This window comes from Rathayibacter sp. PhB179 (genome assembly GCF_004345345.1).
In the GTDB taxonomy this organism is placed as follows: domain Bacteria; phylum Actinomycetota; class Actinomycetes; order Actinomycetales; family Microbacteriaceae; genus Rathayibacter; species Rathayibacter festucae.
Window position 1 is genome coordinate 13,289 of record NZ_SLVD01000002.1, and the last position, 14,603, is coordinate 27,891.

Below are 14,603 nucleotides of genomic sequence, written 5' to 3' on the forward strand. Positions count from 1 at the left end.
AGCAACGGGTCTGAGACCCGGTCGCAGCATCCCCGGCGTGCGGGTGCGCGTCGAGTCTACTCCTCAGCGCCGGATCGGCCGCACCCCGCGCCTCCGGGCGCGTTCAGCGGTCCCGGGATCACTCGGCGACGCGCACCCGGATGATCAGGCCCGCGGCGACGACCACGCCGACCGCGGCGAGGTGCAGCGAGGACCAGACGGCGTCCGGGAACGAGAACGGGAAGACCGGGTTCCAGAGCACGACGATCGGCGCGAGCCCGATCAGCCAGTAGTAGGCCTTCGCCTGGATGGCGAACCAGCCGATGACGGCCGCGAGGATCGCCACCGGGTAGCGCACGAAGTCGTAGGCGTCGCCGCCGACCAGCGCGAGCCCCGCGAGCAGGATGATCGCCTCGAGGATCCCCGGCGCCAGCGCCATCCGCGCGCTCGAGCGGGACGGGTAGCGGGCGGTCGTGCCGCCGCGCGGGGGGCCGGACTTCTTAGCGTTCACCCGTCGATCGTACGGGGCGGTCCCGACCGCTCCGCTGTGGAAGCCTGCACGGGCCCGTTCGGCTCCCGCCCCTCGCGCGAACCGACCCGGACCGGGCGCACGCCCGCGCACGGGCACCAGTCCGCGTCCACTCGCGGAGCCACGCCCCCGCGCCGTCACCAACAGACCCGGATCGGGTCCCGACCCACCCTCGGGCCCCAGCAGCTGTCCGTTCGGCCTCCTCGCTCCGTGCGAATCGACCCGTACGGGGCGCGAGTGCGCCCGCAGACCCCATCGAGCGTCGACTCAACGGCTCGCGGCCCCGCTCGTGAGCGAACGGACGCGAATCGGGTCCGGACAGGCCGGCACAGCCCAGCGCGGGTCCACTCGACCTCCGCACCCCGATCGAGACGACGCGAAACGGGTGCCGACGCGTTCACGGATCACAGTGTGCGTCGTCTCGCGGGCGGATACCCCCGCCGGGTATCGGCGCTCCGGCGTAAACTGTGCGGGTGATCGAGGATCTGAAGAAGCGCTCCCTGCACCGCGCCCGCATCCTGGCGGGCCAGATGCGCGGCCTCGAGAAGGCCATCGAGAACGAGGACTACTGCGTCGACATCGTCACGCAGTCACTCGCCATCCAGAAGTCGCTCGGCTCGCTGAACAAGCTGATCGTCGAGAACCACCTGCGCACCCACGTCACCGCGATGTTCGACGAGGGCGGCGACGCGCGCGAGGCCGCTATCACCGAGCTCGTGAAGATCTTCGAACTCTCGAACAACCGCTCGTGACCGCGCTCACCGCCGTCCGCGGCGACATCACCCGCGAGCAGGTCGACGTGATCGTCAACGCCGCCAATTCGTCGCTGCTCGGCGGCGGCGGGGTCGACGGAGCGATCCACCGCGCGGGCGGCCCCGAGATCCTCGAGGAGTGCCGGCGCCTCCGGGCGGGCGACCTGCGCGACGGACTCCCCGCCGGCTCCGCGGTCGCGACCACCGCCGGCCGCCTGCCCGCCCGCTGGGTCGTGCACACCGTCGGCCCCGTCTACTCGCGGAGCGACGACCGCTCGGCCGTCCTCGCCTCCGCCTACACCGAGTCGATCCGCGTCGCCCGCTCCCTCGGCGCCCGCACCGTCGCGTTCCCCGCCATCTCCGCCGGCGTCTACGGCTGGCCGATGGCGAGCGCGGCGCGCATCGCCGTCGACTCCGTCCGGCTCGCCGCCGCCGAGGACGGCCTGGGCACCCTCGACGAGGTCCGCTTCGTGCTCTTCTCGGACGACGCCCTCGCCGCCTTCCGCGAGGCGCTCGGCTAGCTCGCCGTCCCGGCCGCGGCGCGAAGCCGAGCCACGGTTCGACGGGCAGTCACTCTTCCTCCACGAGCGGGAGGTCCAAGACATCGCGAGCCGATCCTCGATTGCACGAACTCCGCGCGTCTCGCCTCCCTGTTCGGCGGCCCTTCGCGAAAGAACACCAACTCCCCCGGCGTGAAGGGAAGCAAGTACTCGATGGCAGGTGGGCTGAGCGTGTGCGGTCGGTGCGGGAAGCGCCTGATCACGACGATGCAGCACGGACGCCCAGCGCTGAAGTGCACGAAGATCGTCAACGGTGACGGCGCCTGCGGAAGCATGGTGATCGGCCACGACGATCTGGAGACGTACGTCTTCGACGTGGTGATGAAGTCGCTCGACGAGAAGAACCCGCGCCTGCGCACGCGACTCGCAGAGCAGGACCCTGCCGACGACGCGAAGATCGCCCAGCTCGAAGCGCACCGCGACGACCTGCGCGATCAGAAGAGCCGAGCGGACGACCTCTTCATCCGCGGCGCGCTGTCCGAGCGTGAGCACGCGCAGCATGTCGAACGTGTGCGCGTGGAGACGGACGAGACGACGAGGCAGATCGACGCGCTCCTCGGAACCTCGATCATGACGGACGCACTCGCGGACGGCCTCGACTGGCGCAGTTGGTCCCCGGAGCGCCGCCGGAACTTCCTACGCGTGCTGATTCAGCGCGTCGAGGTGCACGAGTTCCCGAAGGGCATGGGCAGCTACGTGCGCCAGCGCTCAGGCGAGACGGTGGAGTCGTTCGCGGAGCGAAAGCTCGATCACCGAGATGCGCTGATGGGCCAGCGCGTCGTAATCGTCAGCTGACCTGCGCCTTCGCAACCCAGGGGAACATCCGCGTCATGAGATCTTGCACGTCTCGGTTCGTGGCATGGACGTCATTCTCGATCGCGGCCGAGACCCAAGGTGCCGCCTTTGGCACATCGAGCGTGTGGTCGAAGTCCTCCATCTCTCCGATACGAAGGACGTGGATCCCAAGCGCCTCTAGCTCACTGAGGAACTCGTTGGCTGCGCGGGTCGCCACTGCGTCGCGGATGGTAGACACCCCTCCATGTTTCACGATTTCCCAATCGCTGATGTTGCGTCGGAGCCAGCCACGAAATACGCCGAAGTTCGTCTGCAGTGATTCGGTCCAGTTCGCTCCGACTGCCTCAACCAGCGCGCGAACTTCTGATCGCTCCTGTATTAGATCAAAATCCGCAATCACTTTCACCTGAACATCTAGACTACGAAGAGCCTTGACGGGCTTTTGGAGATTCTGCTTCCCCCCTGTTGGAATAAACATCACCTCGGAAGCTCCGTACCGTCGTCCAAGTCGTGCCGCGTGCTCGTCAAGAGCCGCGGAGAAGAAACGGCAATCTGCGTCCCCCTCGCAGACCACCACCGTCTGGTGGAACAAACCGTCAAGCACGTTCGAGTAGCGAAGAGTCGGATCGCTCCACGCCTCCTCCACTTCGGTAGCGTCAAGCGTCGCGAAGCTCGATACATCAGTAGGGCGCGAGATACGAACGAACGACGCGGCCGTCGCGCGTGATTCCTCCATGATTCCTAGGACGAGATCCTTATCGTGCGTCGACAGGATGATTTGCAAATCTCGCTCACGTGCGATCCGAGCAATCCAGGCACCAAGCGCGCGCGCCTGCGCAGGATGAAGAAATGTCTCAGGCTCATCAAAAAGAAACACCTGTGCAGGATCGGTTATCAGGCGGAGAGCAATACCCGCAAAGGCCTTGATTCCGTCACCTTGGGATCCAAGGGGCGGAAGCGCTAGCACAGCCTCGCTATATTCCCGAGTCGGGTTATCGATACGGGGGACTTCGATACTGTGATCGACAAGACCAAATCGCAGACGAGGATTCAGATTCACTCGGTCGTAAGTCAGACCATCACCGAAATATGTTTGACTCAGTTCGGATAGTTGCTCGACAATGGAGCCGTCTTTATACATCATAGAGAAGGGCCCCCAATCCCCTCCCATTGGCATATACTCACCGCTGGCAAAACTCACAGATTCTGAGGCCGCAACGTATCTCAGGAAGTAGTTTGCGAGATTGGTGATATTCCCCATCGCCGCCATCGCCAGAACGATATTGAGACTAGTCGTGCTAGGACCCCACGAGGGAATTTCGCCCCTCGCGTCAGCGGGTCCGAAGCGCCCTTCGAGCCACGCCCGGAGCTCACTCTCCGAAAAAGTGTCCTTGCTGAGCTCAAGATTTGAGAGGGTCACCACGTCTTCAAAGTTTGAACTAGATCCACTTATTGACGTCACGATATCGCGAAGCAATCGCGACTTGCCCGCGTTATTGCCTCCGACGATGCAGGTGACACCCGTTTGCGGCAGGATCGCCTCTTGACCAGCAGCCGCTGTGATGGACGCGATACGGAATCGAAGGTCAGGCATCTTCCGAGCATGGCGGAACACGAGCAACAGCGCCACCGGTCTGTGCGTGTGCCATGCCGGTACACTCAGCCCGTGACTTGGGACGACTTCTGGCGATGGTCCGAGACGCAGCTCGGCTCGAACGTCGTCGGTGGCCTCATCGTCGCGGCCGCTCTTGCGCTGATCACGTTCGTCGTCTCGAGGGTGCCGCGCTGGCGCGCACCGGTATCGGCTGGTGTGGCGAAATTGTGGCGAAAGATACCGGTTCCGTACTTGACCACGTGGGCCCGCGTACGTGTCCGAGATGCTGAACGCTTCAGACGTGCACACACAGCTGGTCGAACCGGAGCAGAAAAGGTAGCGACCGCCCGTCTCGAAGCCGCAGATAGGGCATGGACGAGGCAGTATGAGGAAGCACTGGAGACCGGGAGGCGGAACGTCGAAGCTGCAGAGGCCAATGCGCAGGCTGCTATCGATGACGCTTACCGCCGAGCACAAGCGGAAGTCTCAGACCTAGCTGGGCGGGCTGGCTACGACCAGGGCGTCGCGGAAGGCGCTGCCAAGCGGAAGCAGATCCTCGATGAGCTGTCGGCAGTCAGACAGCGGCTGGCCGAGGCTCAGGAGCGCGTCGCCGCCATCGAAGACGTGCGTGACCTTGCCCAGAAGGCAGGTTATGAACAGGGCAAAGAGGAAGCCGCGGTCGGCCGGGCGGAATTGGAAGAGCAACTCGCGAGCGCCAGAGCTGACCTCGAGAGAGAAGTGCGGGCACTTCCCCTTCCGAGGCCCAGATGGACTATCTCGGAGGATTGGACCGGAACCTTCAAGATACGAAACATGGTCGCGCGAAGCGTCGCTCGAGAGGTGCACGTCACCGGCGACTCCGACTTCATCCATGAAGACGGAGCGCACTTCGTCGACTTATCTGGGGAGAGCGATGGATACTTCTCCGGCTCCCTCACAGCTGGTGGCATCGAAGGAGGGATCCATTTCGAGCTGACGTGGTTCGACGAGAAGGGTCGACCTCAACAGGGCAGCTTTTTCACGAAGCCGTAGCTAAGTGCATGGTCTAACCCACTGTTCGCCGCGCCACCTTGCTCACGCTACTCGGATACCACTTCGCCCCTCCCCCGGCGCGCGGCACTGAGTCCCTGTTCAAGCCCTCGGCGATCGCTGCCAGGGTTGCGCCGCCTCGGCGCTCCTCGATGATCCGAGCGGCGGTCTCAGGGCTCGTCAGGACAGGTGAGCCGAGGCGCTTGCCCTTCGCCTTCGCGACGGCCAGCCCTTCCCTCGTGCGGACGCCGATCATCTGCCGTTCCCAGCGGGAGACAGCGGCCATGATGTTCGCGACCAGCTCGCCGGTCGGGGTGGTGGTGTCGATGCCGAGGTCGATCGCCACCACTCCCCACCCCTGCTTCCCTGCCGTCTCGAGTAGCCGAGCGAAGTCGGCAAGGCTTCGGCTGAGCCGGTCGAGCTTCGACACGACGAGAGCCTCGGCCTCGCCGGCTCGGAGGATCGACAGGGCACGGGTGATGCCAGGCCGGTTGATGTCCTTCCCGGACCGGCCAGCGTCCTCGATCCATTCGACGTCCCACCAGCGCTGCTCGGCTGTGGCGGCGATCGCTGCGCGCTGAGCCTCGATGCCGTACTCCTGCCCGACAGTCGAGACCCGCAGGTAGCCGACGACCCTCACTCGCGCCAGCCGATCGCGGTCGAGACGCCCTCGCGCAAGTAACCGAGCTGGCTGCCCTCAGCGATGTAGGCGACGCCTTCGACCTCGATCACGTCGGGTCGCAGGTCGTACTCCATCGGCCAGGAGGGCCGAGCAGTGAATAAAACGAGGGGATGCAATGGGAATACCGCCATCCGCGCCCCCGCACACCCCGAGTAGATGTCCGGTCTTCCTTCGGGTGCTCGCCTAGCTCGCCGTCCCGCTCGCGGCACCGGTGCCGGTGTCCGACCCGGTCCCGGAGTCCGTCCCGGTGCCGCTCCCCTGGCCGCCGAACGACCCGGGACCACCACCGCCGGGGAAGCCGCCGTCCGGCATCCCGCCCCGCTGCGACGGGTCGAATCCGCCAACGGCGGACGACCCGACCGAGTTCCCGACGGCGTAGCCGATCCCGAAGCCGCCGCCCAGCAGCAGCAGACCGGCGAGGACGGCGAGCGCGATCCAGCGGACGCGGCGCCGTCGCCAGAGCGGCTGACGCGGCTGCGCGGGCTCCGACGCGCTCGGTGCCGCAGTCCCCGCCGTCGGCGGCGGCCACTCCGCCGTCCCCGGTGCCTGGTTCTCGATCGTGCTGCTCATGCTGCGCCTCCGGCTCTCGTGCGCACCCGGCCGGGTGCACGATCGACAGTGCCGTCGCCGCCTATGCCCCGGGCAAGAACCGCTGATCGATCCCCGAAGAGCCGTGCCCCGCCGCGCACTCTCCCGAGCGCCGTGGAACGACGAAGGGAGCCGGACCCCTCGGTCACGGCTCCCTCCGGCTCCGCAGAGCTGCTCGGCGGTGAGGCGCTACGCCGTCTTCGGCCGCGCGAACTCGTCGTACGGCAGCGTGATCGGCCGGGTGCGCGGCGGCATCCGCAGCACGGAGTCGAGGGCCGGGCCGAGGGCCTCGCGCCAGGCGCCGTAGCCGGCCTCGTTGAGGTGCAGGCCGTCGGGCGAGTACTGCTCGAGCAGGGCGCCGTCCTCGCCGGCGAGCACCGGCCAGAGGTCCAGGTAGCCGGCGTGCGCCGTGGGCGCGAACTGCCAGAGGTGACGGTTGACCTCGCGGATCTGCGCGCCGAACTCGCGGGCGCGCGGCAGGATCGAGGTCACCAGGATCCGCACGTCGGGGAGGTCGCGGCGGAAGGTCGCGACGATGGTCTCGATGTTGCGCACGATGTGCTCGGTCGTGCGGTGGTAGGCCAGGTCGTTCGTCCCGACGAGCAGCACCACCGTGTCGGGCGCCGCCTCGACGAGCTCGGGCAGCCGCTCGACGACGTCGTCGCTGGTCGCTCCGCCGATGCCCTCGTCGACGACCGTCGACGCAGTCAACCACTCGTCCCAGGACCCGCCCTGGATGATGCTGTCGCCGATGAAGGCGACCTTTCCCAGCTGGAGATCGCGCCCCGCGTCCGTGTCCGATCGTTCGCTCATCGTGCTCCTCTCGTTCGCGTCCGAGGCGGCGTCGCCGCCCGCGGACCCCTCCATTGTCACCGCTGCGCCCCGCGCCCACCAGGGGAGCGCTCCTCGCCGGCGTCGGCGAGGTCGGTCGCGGTGGCCGTGATGCGGTTGGCCATCCCGTTGAAGATCACGCCGTGGAAGGGCAGCACGGCGAACCAGTAGAGCCGCCCGCCGAGCCCCTGCGGGAAGAACACGGCACGCTGGGTGTACACGGATCCGCCGTCCTCGCCGGGCTCCGCGCGCATCTCCAGCCAGGCACCGCCGGGCACCTTCATCTCCGCGCGCAGGCGGAGCAGCTTCGGCCGCTCGATCGCCTCGACGCGCCAGAAGTCCAGGGCGTCGCCCGCGTGCAGCCGCTCGGAGTCGCGGCGCCCGCGCTGCAGGCCCACTCCCCCGACGAGCTTGTCCATCCAGCCGCGGATCGCCCAGGCCAGCGGGAACGAGTACCAGCCGTTGGTGCCGCCGATGCCCTCGATGACCCGCCAGAGCTTCGCCGGGTCGGCGTCCGTCCGGCGCACCTTGAGGTCGACGTAGACCGTGTGGCCGGCCCACTCCGGGTCGCTCGGCAGCGGGTCGCTGGGGGCGCCGACGACCTCGGCGTTCTGCCAGCTGGTCTCGATCTCGCCCGCCTGCATCTTGCCCAGTGCGAGCCGGACCGAGCGGCGGTACGGCGTCAGCCCGCCCTCGGGGTCCGGGATCAGCCCGCGGATGTCGTCCTCGCGCACGACGCAGTCGTACTGCAGCGAGGCGATGATCGGCACCGCGAGCGAGCGCGGGATGGGCGTCACCAGGTTGACCCACTGCGAGGCGAGCCACGGCGTGAACACCGGCAGCGACGCGATCGGCCGCTGCGCGAGCCCCGCCTCGACCGCGTAGCCGTTCATCATCTGGCCGTAGCGGAGGACGTCCGGCCCGCCGATGTCGAAGGTGCGGTTCAGCGTCGCGTCCTCGAGGGCGGCGGCCCCGAGCAGGTAGTGCAGCACGTCGCGCACGGCGATCGGCTGGATGAAGTTGCGGACCCACTGCGGGGCGGGCATGTAGGGCAGGACGTCGGTGAGGTGGCGGACCATCTCGAACGAGGTCGAGCCGGAGCCGATGATGACGCCGGCCTGCAGCGCGATCGTCGGCACGCCGGAGGCCATCAGGATGCGGCCGACCTCGGCCCGCGAGCGCAGGTGCGGCGAGAGCTTCTCGACGTCCGGGTGCAGGCCGCCGAGGTAGACGATCCGGTCGACACCGGCCGCGAGCGCGGCCTCGGCGACGTTCATGGCGGCGCGGCTCTCCACCTGCTCGAAGCGCGCGTGGTCGGCGCCCGAGCCCATCGAGTGCACGAGGTAGTAGAGGACGTCGACGCCCTCGAACGCGGCCGCCAGCGACTCCGGGTCGCTGAGATCGCCCTGCGCCACCTCGACCTCCTCGGCCCACGGGACCTCGGCGAGCTTCCGCGGGTCGCGGACCAGCACGCGGACCCGGTAGCCGGCCTCGAGCAGGCGCGGGGTGAGGCGGCCGCCGATGTAGCCGGTCGCTCCGGTGACGAGCGCCAGAGGGCGCGACGGGTCCGAGGGGCGCGACGGGGCGGGTGAGGATTCGCTCATGCGAGCCACGGTACGCCGCCGCCCCTGGGCGCTCTCCCGCTGGTGCGCCGCTCCGGCCACTGCTAGGACCGCCGGAGCCGCCCCGCCGAGTCCGGGAGCGTCAGCCGGCCGGTCGCTCCGCGCCGAGGATCGTGCGGACCTTCTCGACGTCGTCGTTCATCTGCCGGATCAGCGGCTCGACGCCCTCGTAGGCCACCTGGCCGCGGATGCGCGAGACGAAGGCCACGTCGACGACGCGGTCGTAGAGGTCGATCGTCTCGTCCAGCAGGTAGGCCTCGACCTGCTTGGGCGGCACGCCGACGAAGGTCGGGTTGCTGCCGACCGAGATCGCGGCCGGGTAGCTGCGGCCCTCGGTGACGAAGCGGCCGGCGTAGACGCCGTCGGCGGGGATCAGCCCCTGCGACTCGGGCGAGAGGTTCGCGGTCGGGAAGCCGAGCTCGCGGCCGCGCTTGGCACCGTGCACGACGACGCCGCGCACCACCGGCTCGTGGCCGAGCAGCCAGGTCGCGTGCTCGACATCGCCCTCGGCGAGCAGCTCGCGGATCCAGGTGGAGGACACCCGGCGGCCGTGCTCGGGCCGCACGTCGTCGATCAGCTCGACCTCGAAGCCGTGGGTCTCCCCCAGCTCCCGCAGCATCGCGACGTCGCCGGCGCCGTGCGCTCCGAAGCGGAAGTCGGAGCCGACCAGCACCACGCGCGCCTCCAGGGCGTCGACGAGCACCTGCTGCACGAACTCCTCGGGGGTGAGCGCGCGGAACCGCTCGTCGAACGCCAGCAGCAGGGTCGCGTCGATCCCCGTCCCGGCCAGCAGCTCGAGCTTCTGCTCGTTGCCGACCAAGGCCGGCGGGCACTTCTCCGGAGCGATGACGCTGAGCGGATTGCGGTCGAAGGTGACGACGACCGCCGCGAGACCGCGCTCGCGGGCCCGCGCGTGCAGGGTGTCGATGACGGCCCGGTGGCCGGTGTGCACGCCGTCGAACTTGCCGATGGTGACCGCGGACGGGCCGATGCCGGTGAGGTCGGCCGGGCGCTGCTCGACGCGCATCAGGCCTGCGTCCCCGCGGCGGAGCGCCGGCCCTGCACCCGCAGCCACCAGAGCCCGAGCACCGGCAGTACCAGCGGAATGAGCAGGTAGCCCGCGCCGAACGCCGCCCAGACCGTCGACTGCCGGCCGAACGGATCGGCGCTCGAGAGCCCGAGCAGCTGCGGCGCCAGCACGCTGATCGCGCCGACGACGAGCACGCCGACCAGCTCGAAGGTGATCGTCACGAAGGCGATGCGCTGCCAGACCCGGCCGGGCGCCACGAGGGCGATGGTCGCGAGGATGTAGACGACGGCGGAGAGCGCCGAGAGCGAGAAGGCGAGCGGCGCCTCGTCGAAGCGGTCGATGATCTGGAAGACCGAGCGGCCCGTGGCGGCGAGCGCGAGGATGCCGTAGACGACGACGAGGAGGCTGCCGATCCCCCGGGACCGCGCCGAGCGGGCGGGTCGCTGATCGGGGTGTGGCAGAGCTGGGTCCTGGGCCGCCCGTCCGGGCGCATCGCTGGGTTGGTTCGACATCGCAGGGTCAATGGTAGGCGCTCGCTGCGCCCTCTCCCCCTCGGCCGGGGATCGGGAGCGTCAGGCGGCCTGGAAGAACCAGATCTGGTGCATCCGGTAGACCATCACGGCGATCGCGAGGCAGACGACGCCGAGGATGACCGTGCTCCACCGGCTGCGCTCGATCAGGGCCCAGAAGCCGGCGGCGAGCGGCAGGATCAGTGCCGAGACGAGGTAGATGTAGAACTCCGGCAGGCTGCCCGAGGGCCGGTTGCCGACCAGGGGCGAGACGATCGCGACGGCGAGCTGGACGATCAGCAGCAGTTCGACGATCGCGGTGGCCCCGACCGTGACGTCGGAGGGGCGCCGGCCGATCATCCCGAGCACCAGGCAGAGCAGACCCGCCGCCACGGCGATGCCGACCTGGAGGGTGGTGAACCAATCGATCACGACGTCGCCACCCGGAGGTCCTCGGTGGGGAAGTTGACGACGCTCTTCAGCGCGGCGCCGCGGCGCTCGGCGAGGCCGACCAGGCGCTCCCCCGGACCGACGGCGGCGAGCAGGCCCTTGGCTCCCGCGAACGCCTCGGGCACCGGGATCCGCTTGCCGTTCGCGAGGTCGACCGCCTCGCCGGCGTCCAGGTGCAGCAGCGGGAACAGCTCGCCCGCGACCGCCGTCGGCGTGAGCAGGGCGGCGGGGACGTCGAGCTCGTCGATGACGCCGGCCTCGGCGACCCGGAACGGGCCGACGGCGGTGCGGCGGAGCACGGTGAGGTGCCCGCCGACGCCGAGCGCGGCGCCGAGGTCGCGCGCGAGCGCGCGGATGTAGGTGCCGGAGGAGCAGGTGACGCGGACGTCGAGGTCGAGGAAGCCGTCGGCCTCCCGGCGCTCGAGGACGTCGAAGGCGCTCACGGTGACGGGACGCGCCGGAAGCACGACCTCCTCGCCGTCGCGCACCCGGGCGTAGGCGCGCCGGCCGTCCACCTTGATGGCGCTGACGGCGCTCGGGATCTGCTCGATCGCGCCGGTGAGGGTCGCCACGACGGCGTTGACCGCCTCGGCGGTGAGCGCCGCCACCGCGCCGGGCTCGGCGGTCGTGAGCGTCTCGCCCTCGCGGTCGTCGGTGCTCGTCGCGGCGCCGAGGCGGATCGTCGCCTCGTACTCCTTGTCGAGGCCGACCAGGTAGGTAAGGAGCCGGGTCGAGGGGCCGAGGCCGAGGATCATCAGCCCGGTCGCCATCGGATCGAGCGTCCCGGCGTGCCCGACCTTGCGCGTCCCGGCGCGGCGGCGGGTCCGCGAGACGAGGTCATGGCTGGTGATCCCGCCCGGCTTGTCCAGCAGGAGGATCCCGTTCGGAGCCGCCGCAGAAGGGCTGGGAGTCTCGAGCACGGGTGCGAGGATACACGCGCAGTTCGGGAGTCGGCCCCGCGGAGCCCGCGCCCGGCACGGCCGCCGCCCGCCGCGGTTCTAGGCTGTCCGGATGAGGATCGCCGTACTCGGAGCGGGCGCCGTCGGCGGCACCGTCGCCGCTCTCCTGGACCGCGCAGGACACGACGTCGAGGTGACCGCCCGGGGCGAGAACCTCACGGCGATCCGGCGGCAGGGCCTCCGCCTCGACGGCGCCTGGGGCGAGCACACCGCCTGGGTGCGCTGCGGCGAGACGCTCGACCTCGTTCCCGATATGGCCGTGCTCTGCACGAAGGCGCAGGACGCCGAGGACGCGCTCCGCGCCAACCGCCGCACGGTCGACGGCACGCTCCTGGTCGTGGTGCAGAACGGGCTCGACGGCCTGGACGCCGCCGCCCGCCAGGTCCGCGACGCCCGCCTCGTCGGCGCGCTCGCCCTCTTCGCGGCCAGCCACCTCGAGCCCGGCCGCGTCACGGTGACCGCCCCGGCGACGACGACTCTCGGCGTCCCCGGCCGCCCCGCCGACGACGACGTCCGCCGGGCCGCCGCGATCCTCGGCGAGGCGGTGCCCACGGCCACCACCGACGACTTCCTCGGGGCGCAGTGGACGAAGCTGCTGATCAACGAGGTCAACGCGCTGCCCGCGATCACCGGGCTCTCCGTGCAGGAGACGATCGCGCACCCGGGCCTGCGCCGGCTGCTCGCGCGGGCGATGCGGGAGGCGGCGCGGACCGGCCTGGCCGCCGGCGTCCGCTTCGGCGCACTGCAGGGCCTCTCCGGCGCCCGGATCCGCGCGCTCGCGGCGGCGCCGCTGCCGGTCGTCGAGCTGCTGCCGCGGCGGATGGCGACCCGGATGGGCGACGTGCCGAACCCGGGGTCCACGCTGCAGAGCGTGCGGCGCGGAGTCCCGAGCGAGATCGACCATCTGGCCGGCGCCGTCGTCCGCACGGCGCACCGCCTCGGCCGCGAGGCGCCGGTCAACCAGCTGCTCGTCGAGCTCGTGCACGAGGTCGAGCGCTCGGGCACGTTCCTGCCCGCGGACGACGTGGTCCGGCGGGCGTCCTCCGTCTAGCGGAGGAGACCGGGACGACTCAGCAGGAGTCGGCGAAGAGCCGGCGCGGGTGCTCCGGGTCGCGGACGTCCACCAGGATCCCCGCGATCCGCTTCGGATCCGTGCTCGCCCGGTAGGCCTCGTCGACGGGCGGCTCCTGGGTGTCGAGCCGGATCGACGTGCTCCACGCTCCGCGGAGCTCGGGACGCAGGGCGAACGGCCCGTCGACGAGCAGCACGGCGTCGCGGCCGGCGGTGCGCCAGCGCGCCTGCCGCGCCTCGTCGCGCACGCCGTCGTAGCCGGCCAGGACGAAGCCGGTGCTGCCGCCCAGCTTGAACGGATCGAGCAGCACCCGGCGCAGCAGCTCGTAGTCGTAGCCCGCGAGGTAGGCGCGCTGCGCCTCCGGGATCGACGGATCCTCCCGCTCGGCCCGGGGACGGCGGAAGTCGGCGAGGTGCGCAACCACCGTGTCCCGGCCCGCCCGGCGCATCGCCTCGGCCAGCGCGAGCGCGAACGCGCCGGACACCTCCGGGTCGTCGCCGTCGATCCCGACCGCCACGCGGCCGTGCCCGTAGTTGTGCAGCACCTCCGCCGCGAGAGCGTCGAGCACATCGGCCTTCTGCGGAGCCCACTTGGTCATTCGCCCACGATACGCGGGACGGCCTAGGGTGACCTGATGCCCACCGGATCGACGCCCAGCGCACCGATGCCCAGCGCACCGATGCCCGTCGCATCGGTGCCCGTCGCACCGACGCCCGCACTCTCCGCCGCGATCGTCGACTGGTTCCGCGAGAACGCCCGCGATCTGCCCTGGCGCCGCGAGGGCTTCCCCGCCTGGGGCACCCTCGTCAGCGAGTTCATGCTCCAGCAGACGCCGGTCGTCCGGGTGATCCCGCGGCTCGCCGAGTGGCTCGAGCGCTGGCCGACCCCGGCGGATCTGGCGGCCGTCCCCCCGGGCGAGGCGGTGCGCGCCTGGCAGTCGCTCGGCTACCCGCGACGGGCCCTGCGCCTGCACGCCTGCGCCGTCGCGATCACCGAGCAGCACGGCGGTGTCGTCCCGCACGACGTCGACACGCTCCTCGCCCTCCCCGGCATCGGCGACTACACCGCGCGCGCGATCGCCGTCTTCTCCTTCGGCCACCGCCACCCCGTCGTCGACACCAACGTCCGGCGGGTGATCGCCCGCGCGATCGACGGCGCGGCCGAGCCCGGCCCGCCGCGCGCGAAGGCCGACCTCGCCGCGATGGAGGCGCTCCTCCCCGACGACCTCGCCGACGCCGCCGCCTTCAACGCGGGCGCGATGGAGCTCGGCGCGATTGTCTGCACCGCCCGCGCTCCCCGCTGCGACGCCTGCCCGATCCGGGACGCCTGCGCCTGGCGGGCCGACGGCTACCCGGCCTACGACGGCCCCGTCAAGGCACGGCAGAAGAAGTACGAGGGCTCCGACCGGCAGGTGCGCGGCCTGATCCTCGCCGAGCTCCGCGCCGCGCACGGCCCGGTGACCGCCGCCGAGATCGCCTCGCTCTGGCCGGACGCCGAGCAGCGCGACCGCGCCCTCGCCGGCCTCCTCGCCGACGGCCTCGCCACAGGCGCGCCGGACGACGGCTACCTGCTCCCCCACTCCTGAGCGGCGCTCCGGTGTCGGACGAGGCGGGTAGCGTGGC

The 14,603-nt window shown here is 70.4% G+C and carries 17 protein-coding genes; 6 read left to right on the forward strand and 11 right to left on the reverse strand.

What is annotated here, in order from left to right; translation table 11 throughout:
* Positions 1–118: 118 nt before the first annotated feature.
* Positions 119–490, reverse strand: a complete 372-nt coding sequence (locus EDF43_RS03870; protein WP_243646224.1) for a DUF6804 family protein — start codon at positions 488–490, stop codon at positions 119–121.
* Positions 491–981: 491 nt separating this feature from the next.
* Between EDF43_RS03870 and EDF43_RS03875 the strand changes: the two genes are divergently transcribed.
* The 3 genes from EDF43_RS03875 (at position 982) to EDF43_RS03885 (ending at position 2,615) form a co-directional block, all read left to right on the forward strand.
* Positions 982–1,260: a metal-sensitive transcriptional regulator gene (locus EDF43_RS03875; RefSeq protein ID WP_132435723.1), complete on the forward strand. Its 279-nt coding sequence runs from the start codon at positions 982–984 to the stop codon at positions 1,258–1,260.
* Complete coding sequence (locus EDF43_RS03880; RefSeq protein ID WP_123735389.1) at positions 1,257–1,781, forward strand: O-acetyl-ADP-ribose deacetylase; 525 nt, start codon at positions 1,257–1,259, stop codon at positions 1,779–1,781. The genes EDF43_RS03875 and EDF43_RS03880 overlap by 4 nt, the downstream gene beginning before the upstream one ends.
* A gap of 192 nt (positions 1,782–1,973) precedes the next feature.
* The gene (locus EDF43_RS03885; protein ID WP_165909008.1) at positions 1,974–2,615 is read left to right on the forward strand and encodes a zinc ribbon domain-containing protein; all 642 of its coding nucleotides are present in this window, start codon (positions 1,974–1,976) and stop codon (positions 2,613–2,615) included.
* Here the strand turns inward: EDF43_RS03885 and EDF43_RS03890 are convergent.
* Positions 2,608–4,245, reverse strand: a complete 1,638-nt coding sequence (locus EDF43_RS03890) for an AAA family ATPase (protein WP_132435725.1) — start codon at positions 4,243–4,245, stop codon at positions 2,608–2,610. The two genes, EDF43_RS03885 and EDF43_RS03890, sit on opposite strands and share 8 nt — an antisense overlap.
* Positions 4,246–4,281: 36 nt before the next feature.
* On the opposite strand from EDF43_RS03890, the gene EDF43_RS03895 reads away from it, so the two are divergent.
* Complete coding sequence (locus tag EDF43_RS03895; RefSeq protein ID WP_132435726.1) at positions 4,282–5,241, forward strand: hypothetical protein; 960 nt, start codon at positions 4,282–4,284, stop codon at positions 5,239–5,241.
* A 13-nt stretch (positions 5,242–5,254) separates the two neighbouring features.
* Here the strand turns inward: EDF43_RS03895 and EDF43_RS03900 are convergent, their stop codons facing one another.
* From EDF43_RS03900 to truB, 8 genes are all read right to left on the reverse strand, one after another.
* Complete coding sequence (locus tag EDF43_RS03900) at positions 5,255–5,878, reverse strand: recombinase family protein (protein WP_207901625.1); 624 nt, start codon at positions 5,876–5,878, stop codon at positions 5,255–5,257.
* Positions 5,879–6,103: 225 nt separating this feature from the next.
* A complete protein-coding gene (locus EDF43_RS03905) occupies positions 6,104–6,490 on the reverse strand; it encodes a hypothetical protein (protein ID WP_123735384.1) in 387 nt (128 codons plus the stop codon).
* Positions 6,491–6,697: 207 nt separating this feature from the next.
* Positions 6,698–7,321, reverse strand: coding sequence for a GDSL-type esterase/lipase family protein (locus EDF43_RS03910; protein WP_123445987.1), 624 nt, complete (start codon positions 7,319–7,321; stop codon positions 6,698–6,700).
* A 56-nt stretch (positions 7,322–7,377) separates the two neighbouring features.
* The gene (locus EDF43_RS03915) at positions 7,378–8,943 is read right to left on the reverse strand and encodes an SDR family oxidoreductase (protein ID WP_132435728.1); all 1,566 of its coding nucleotides are present in this window, start codon (positions 8,941–8,943) and stop codon (positions 7,378–7,380) included.
* Between the two features lie 100 nt (positions 8,944–9,043).
* Positions 9,044–9,988, reverse strand: coding sequence for a bifunctional riboflavin kinase/FAD synthetase (locus EDF43_RS03920; protein WP_123445541.1), 945 nt, complete (start codon positions 9,986–9,988; stop codon positions 9,044–9,046).
* Positions 9,988–10,503, reverse strand: a complete 516-nt coding sequence (locus tag EDF43_RS03925) for a hypothetical protein (RefSeq protein WP_243646225.1) — start codon at positions 10,501–10,503, stop codon at positions 9,988–9,990. The genes EDF43_RS03920 and EDF43_RS03925 overlap by 1 nt, the downstream gene beginning before the upstream one ends.
* 60 nt (positions 10,504–10,563) lie before the next feature.
* The gene (locus EDF43_RS03930) at positions 10,564–10,932 is read right to left on the reverse strand and encodes a hypothetical protein (protein ID WP_123735382.1); all 369 of its coding nucleotides are present in this window, start codon (positions 10,930–10,932) and stop codon (positions 10,564–10,566) included.
* Positions 10,929–11,870, reverse strand: coding sequence for a tRNA pseudouridine(55) synthase TruB (gene truB, locus EDF43_RS03935; protein ID WP_132435729.1), 942 nt, complete (start codon positions 11,868–11,870; stop codon positions 10,929–10,931). The genes EDF43_RS03930 and truB overlap by 4 nt, the downstream gene beginning before the upstream one ends.
* 91 nt (positions 11,871–11,961) lie before the next feature.
* Between truB and EDF43_RS03940 the strand changes: the two genes are divergently transcribed.
* Positions 11,962–12,960 carry a 2-dehydropantoate 2-reductase gene (locus tag EDF43_RS03940; protein WP_132435730.1) on the forward strand — a complete coding sequence of 333 codons (999 nt, stop codon included), beginning with the start codon at positions 11,962–11,964 and terminating at the stop codon, positions 12,958–12,960.
* Positions 12,961–12,979: 19 nt separating this feature from the next.
* On the opposite strand, the gene EDF43_RS03945 is transcribed toward EDF43_RS03940, so the two are convergent.
* Entirely contained in the window at positions 12,980–13,579 is a 600-nt protein-coding gene (locus tag EDF43_RS03945; protein WP_123445537.1) for a hypothetical protein, read from the reverse strand.
* A gap of 81 nt (positions 13,580–13,660) precedes the next feature.
* Here EDF43_RS03945 and EDF43_RS03950 point away from each other — a divergent pair, with 81 nt between their 5' ends.
* Positions 13,661–14,566, forward strand: coding sequence for an A/G-specific adenine glycosylase (locus EDF43_RS03950; protein ID WP_132436065.1), 906 nt, complete (start codon positions 13,661–13,663; stop codon positions 14,564–14,566).
* Positions 14,567–14,603: the final 37 nt, after the last annotated feature.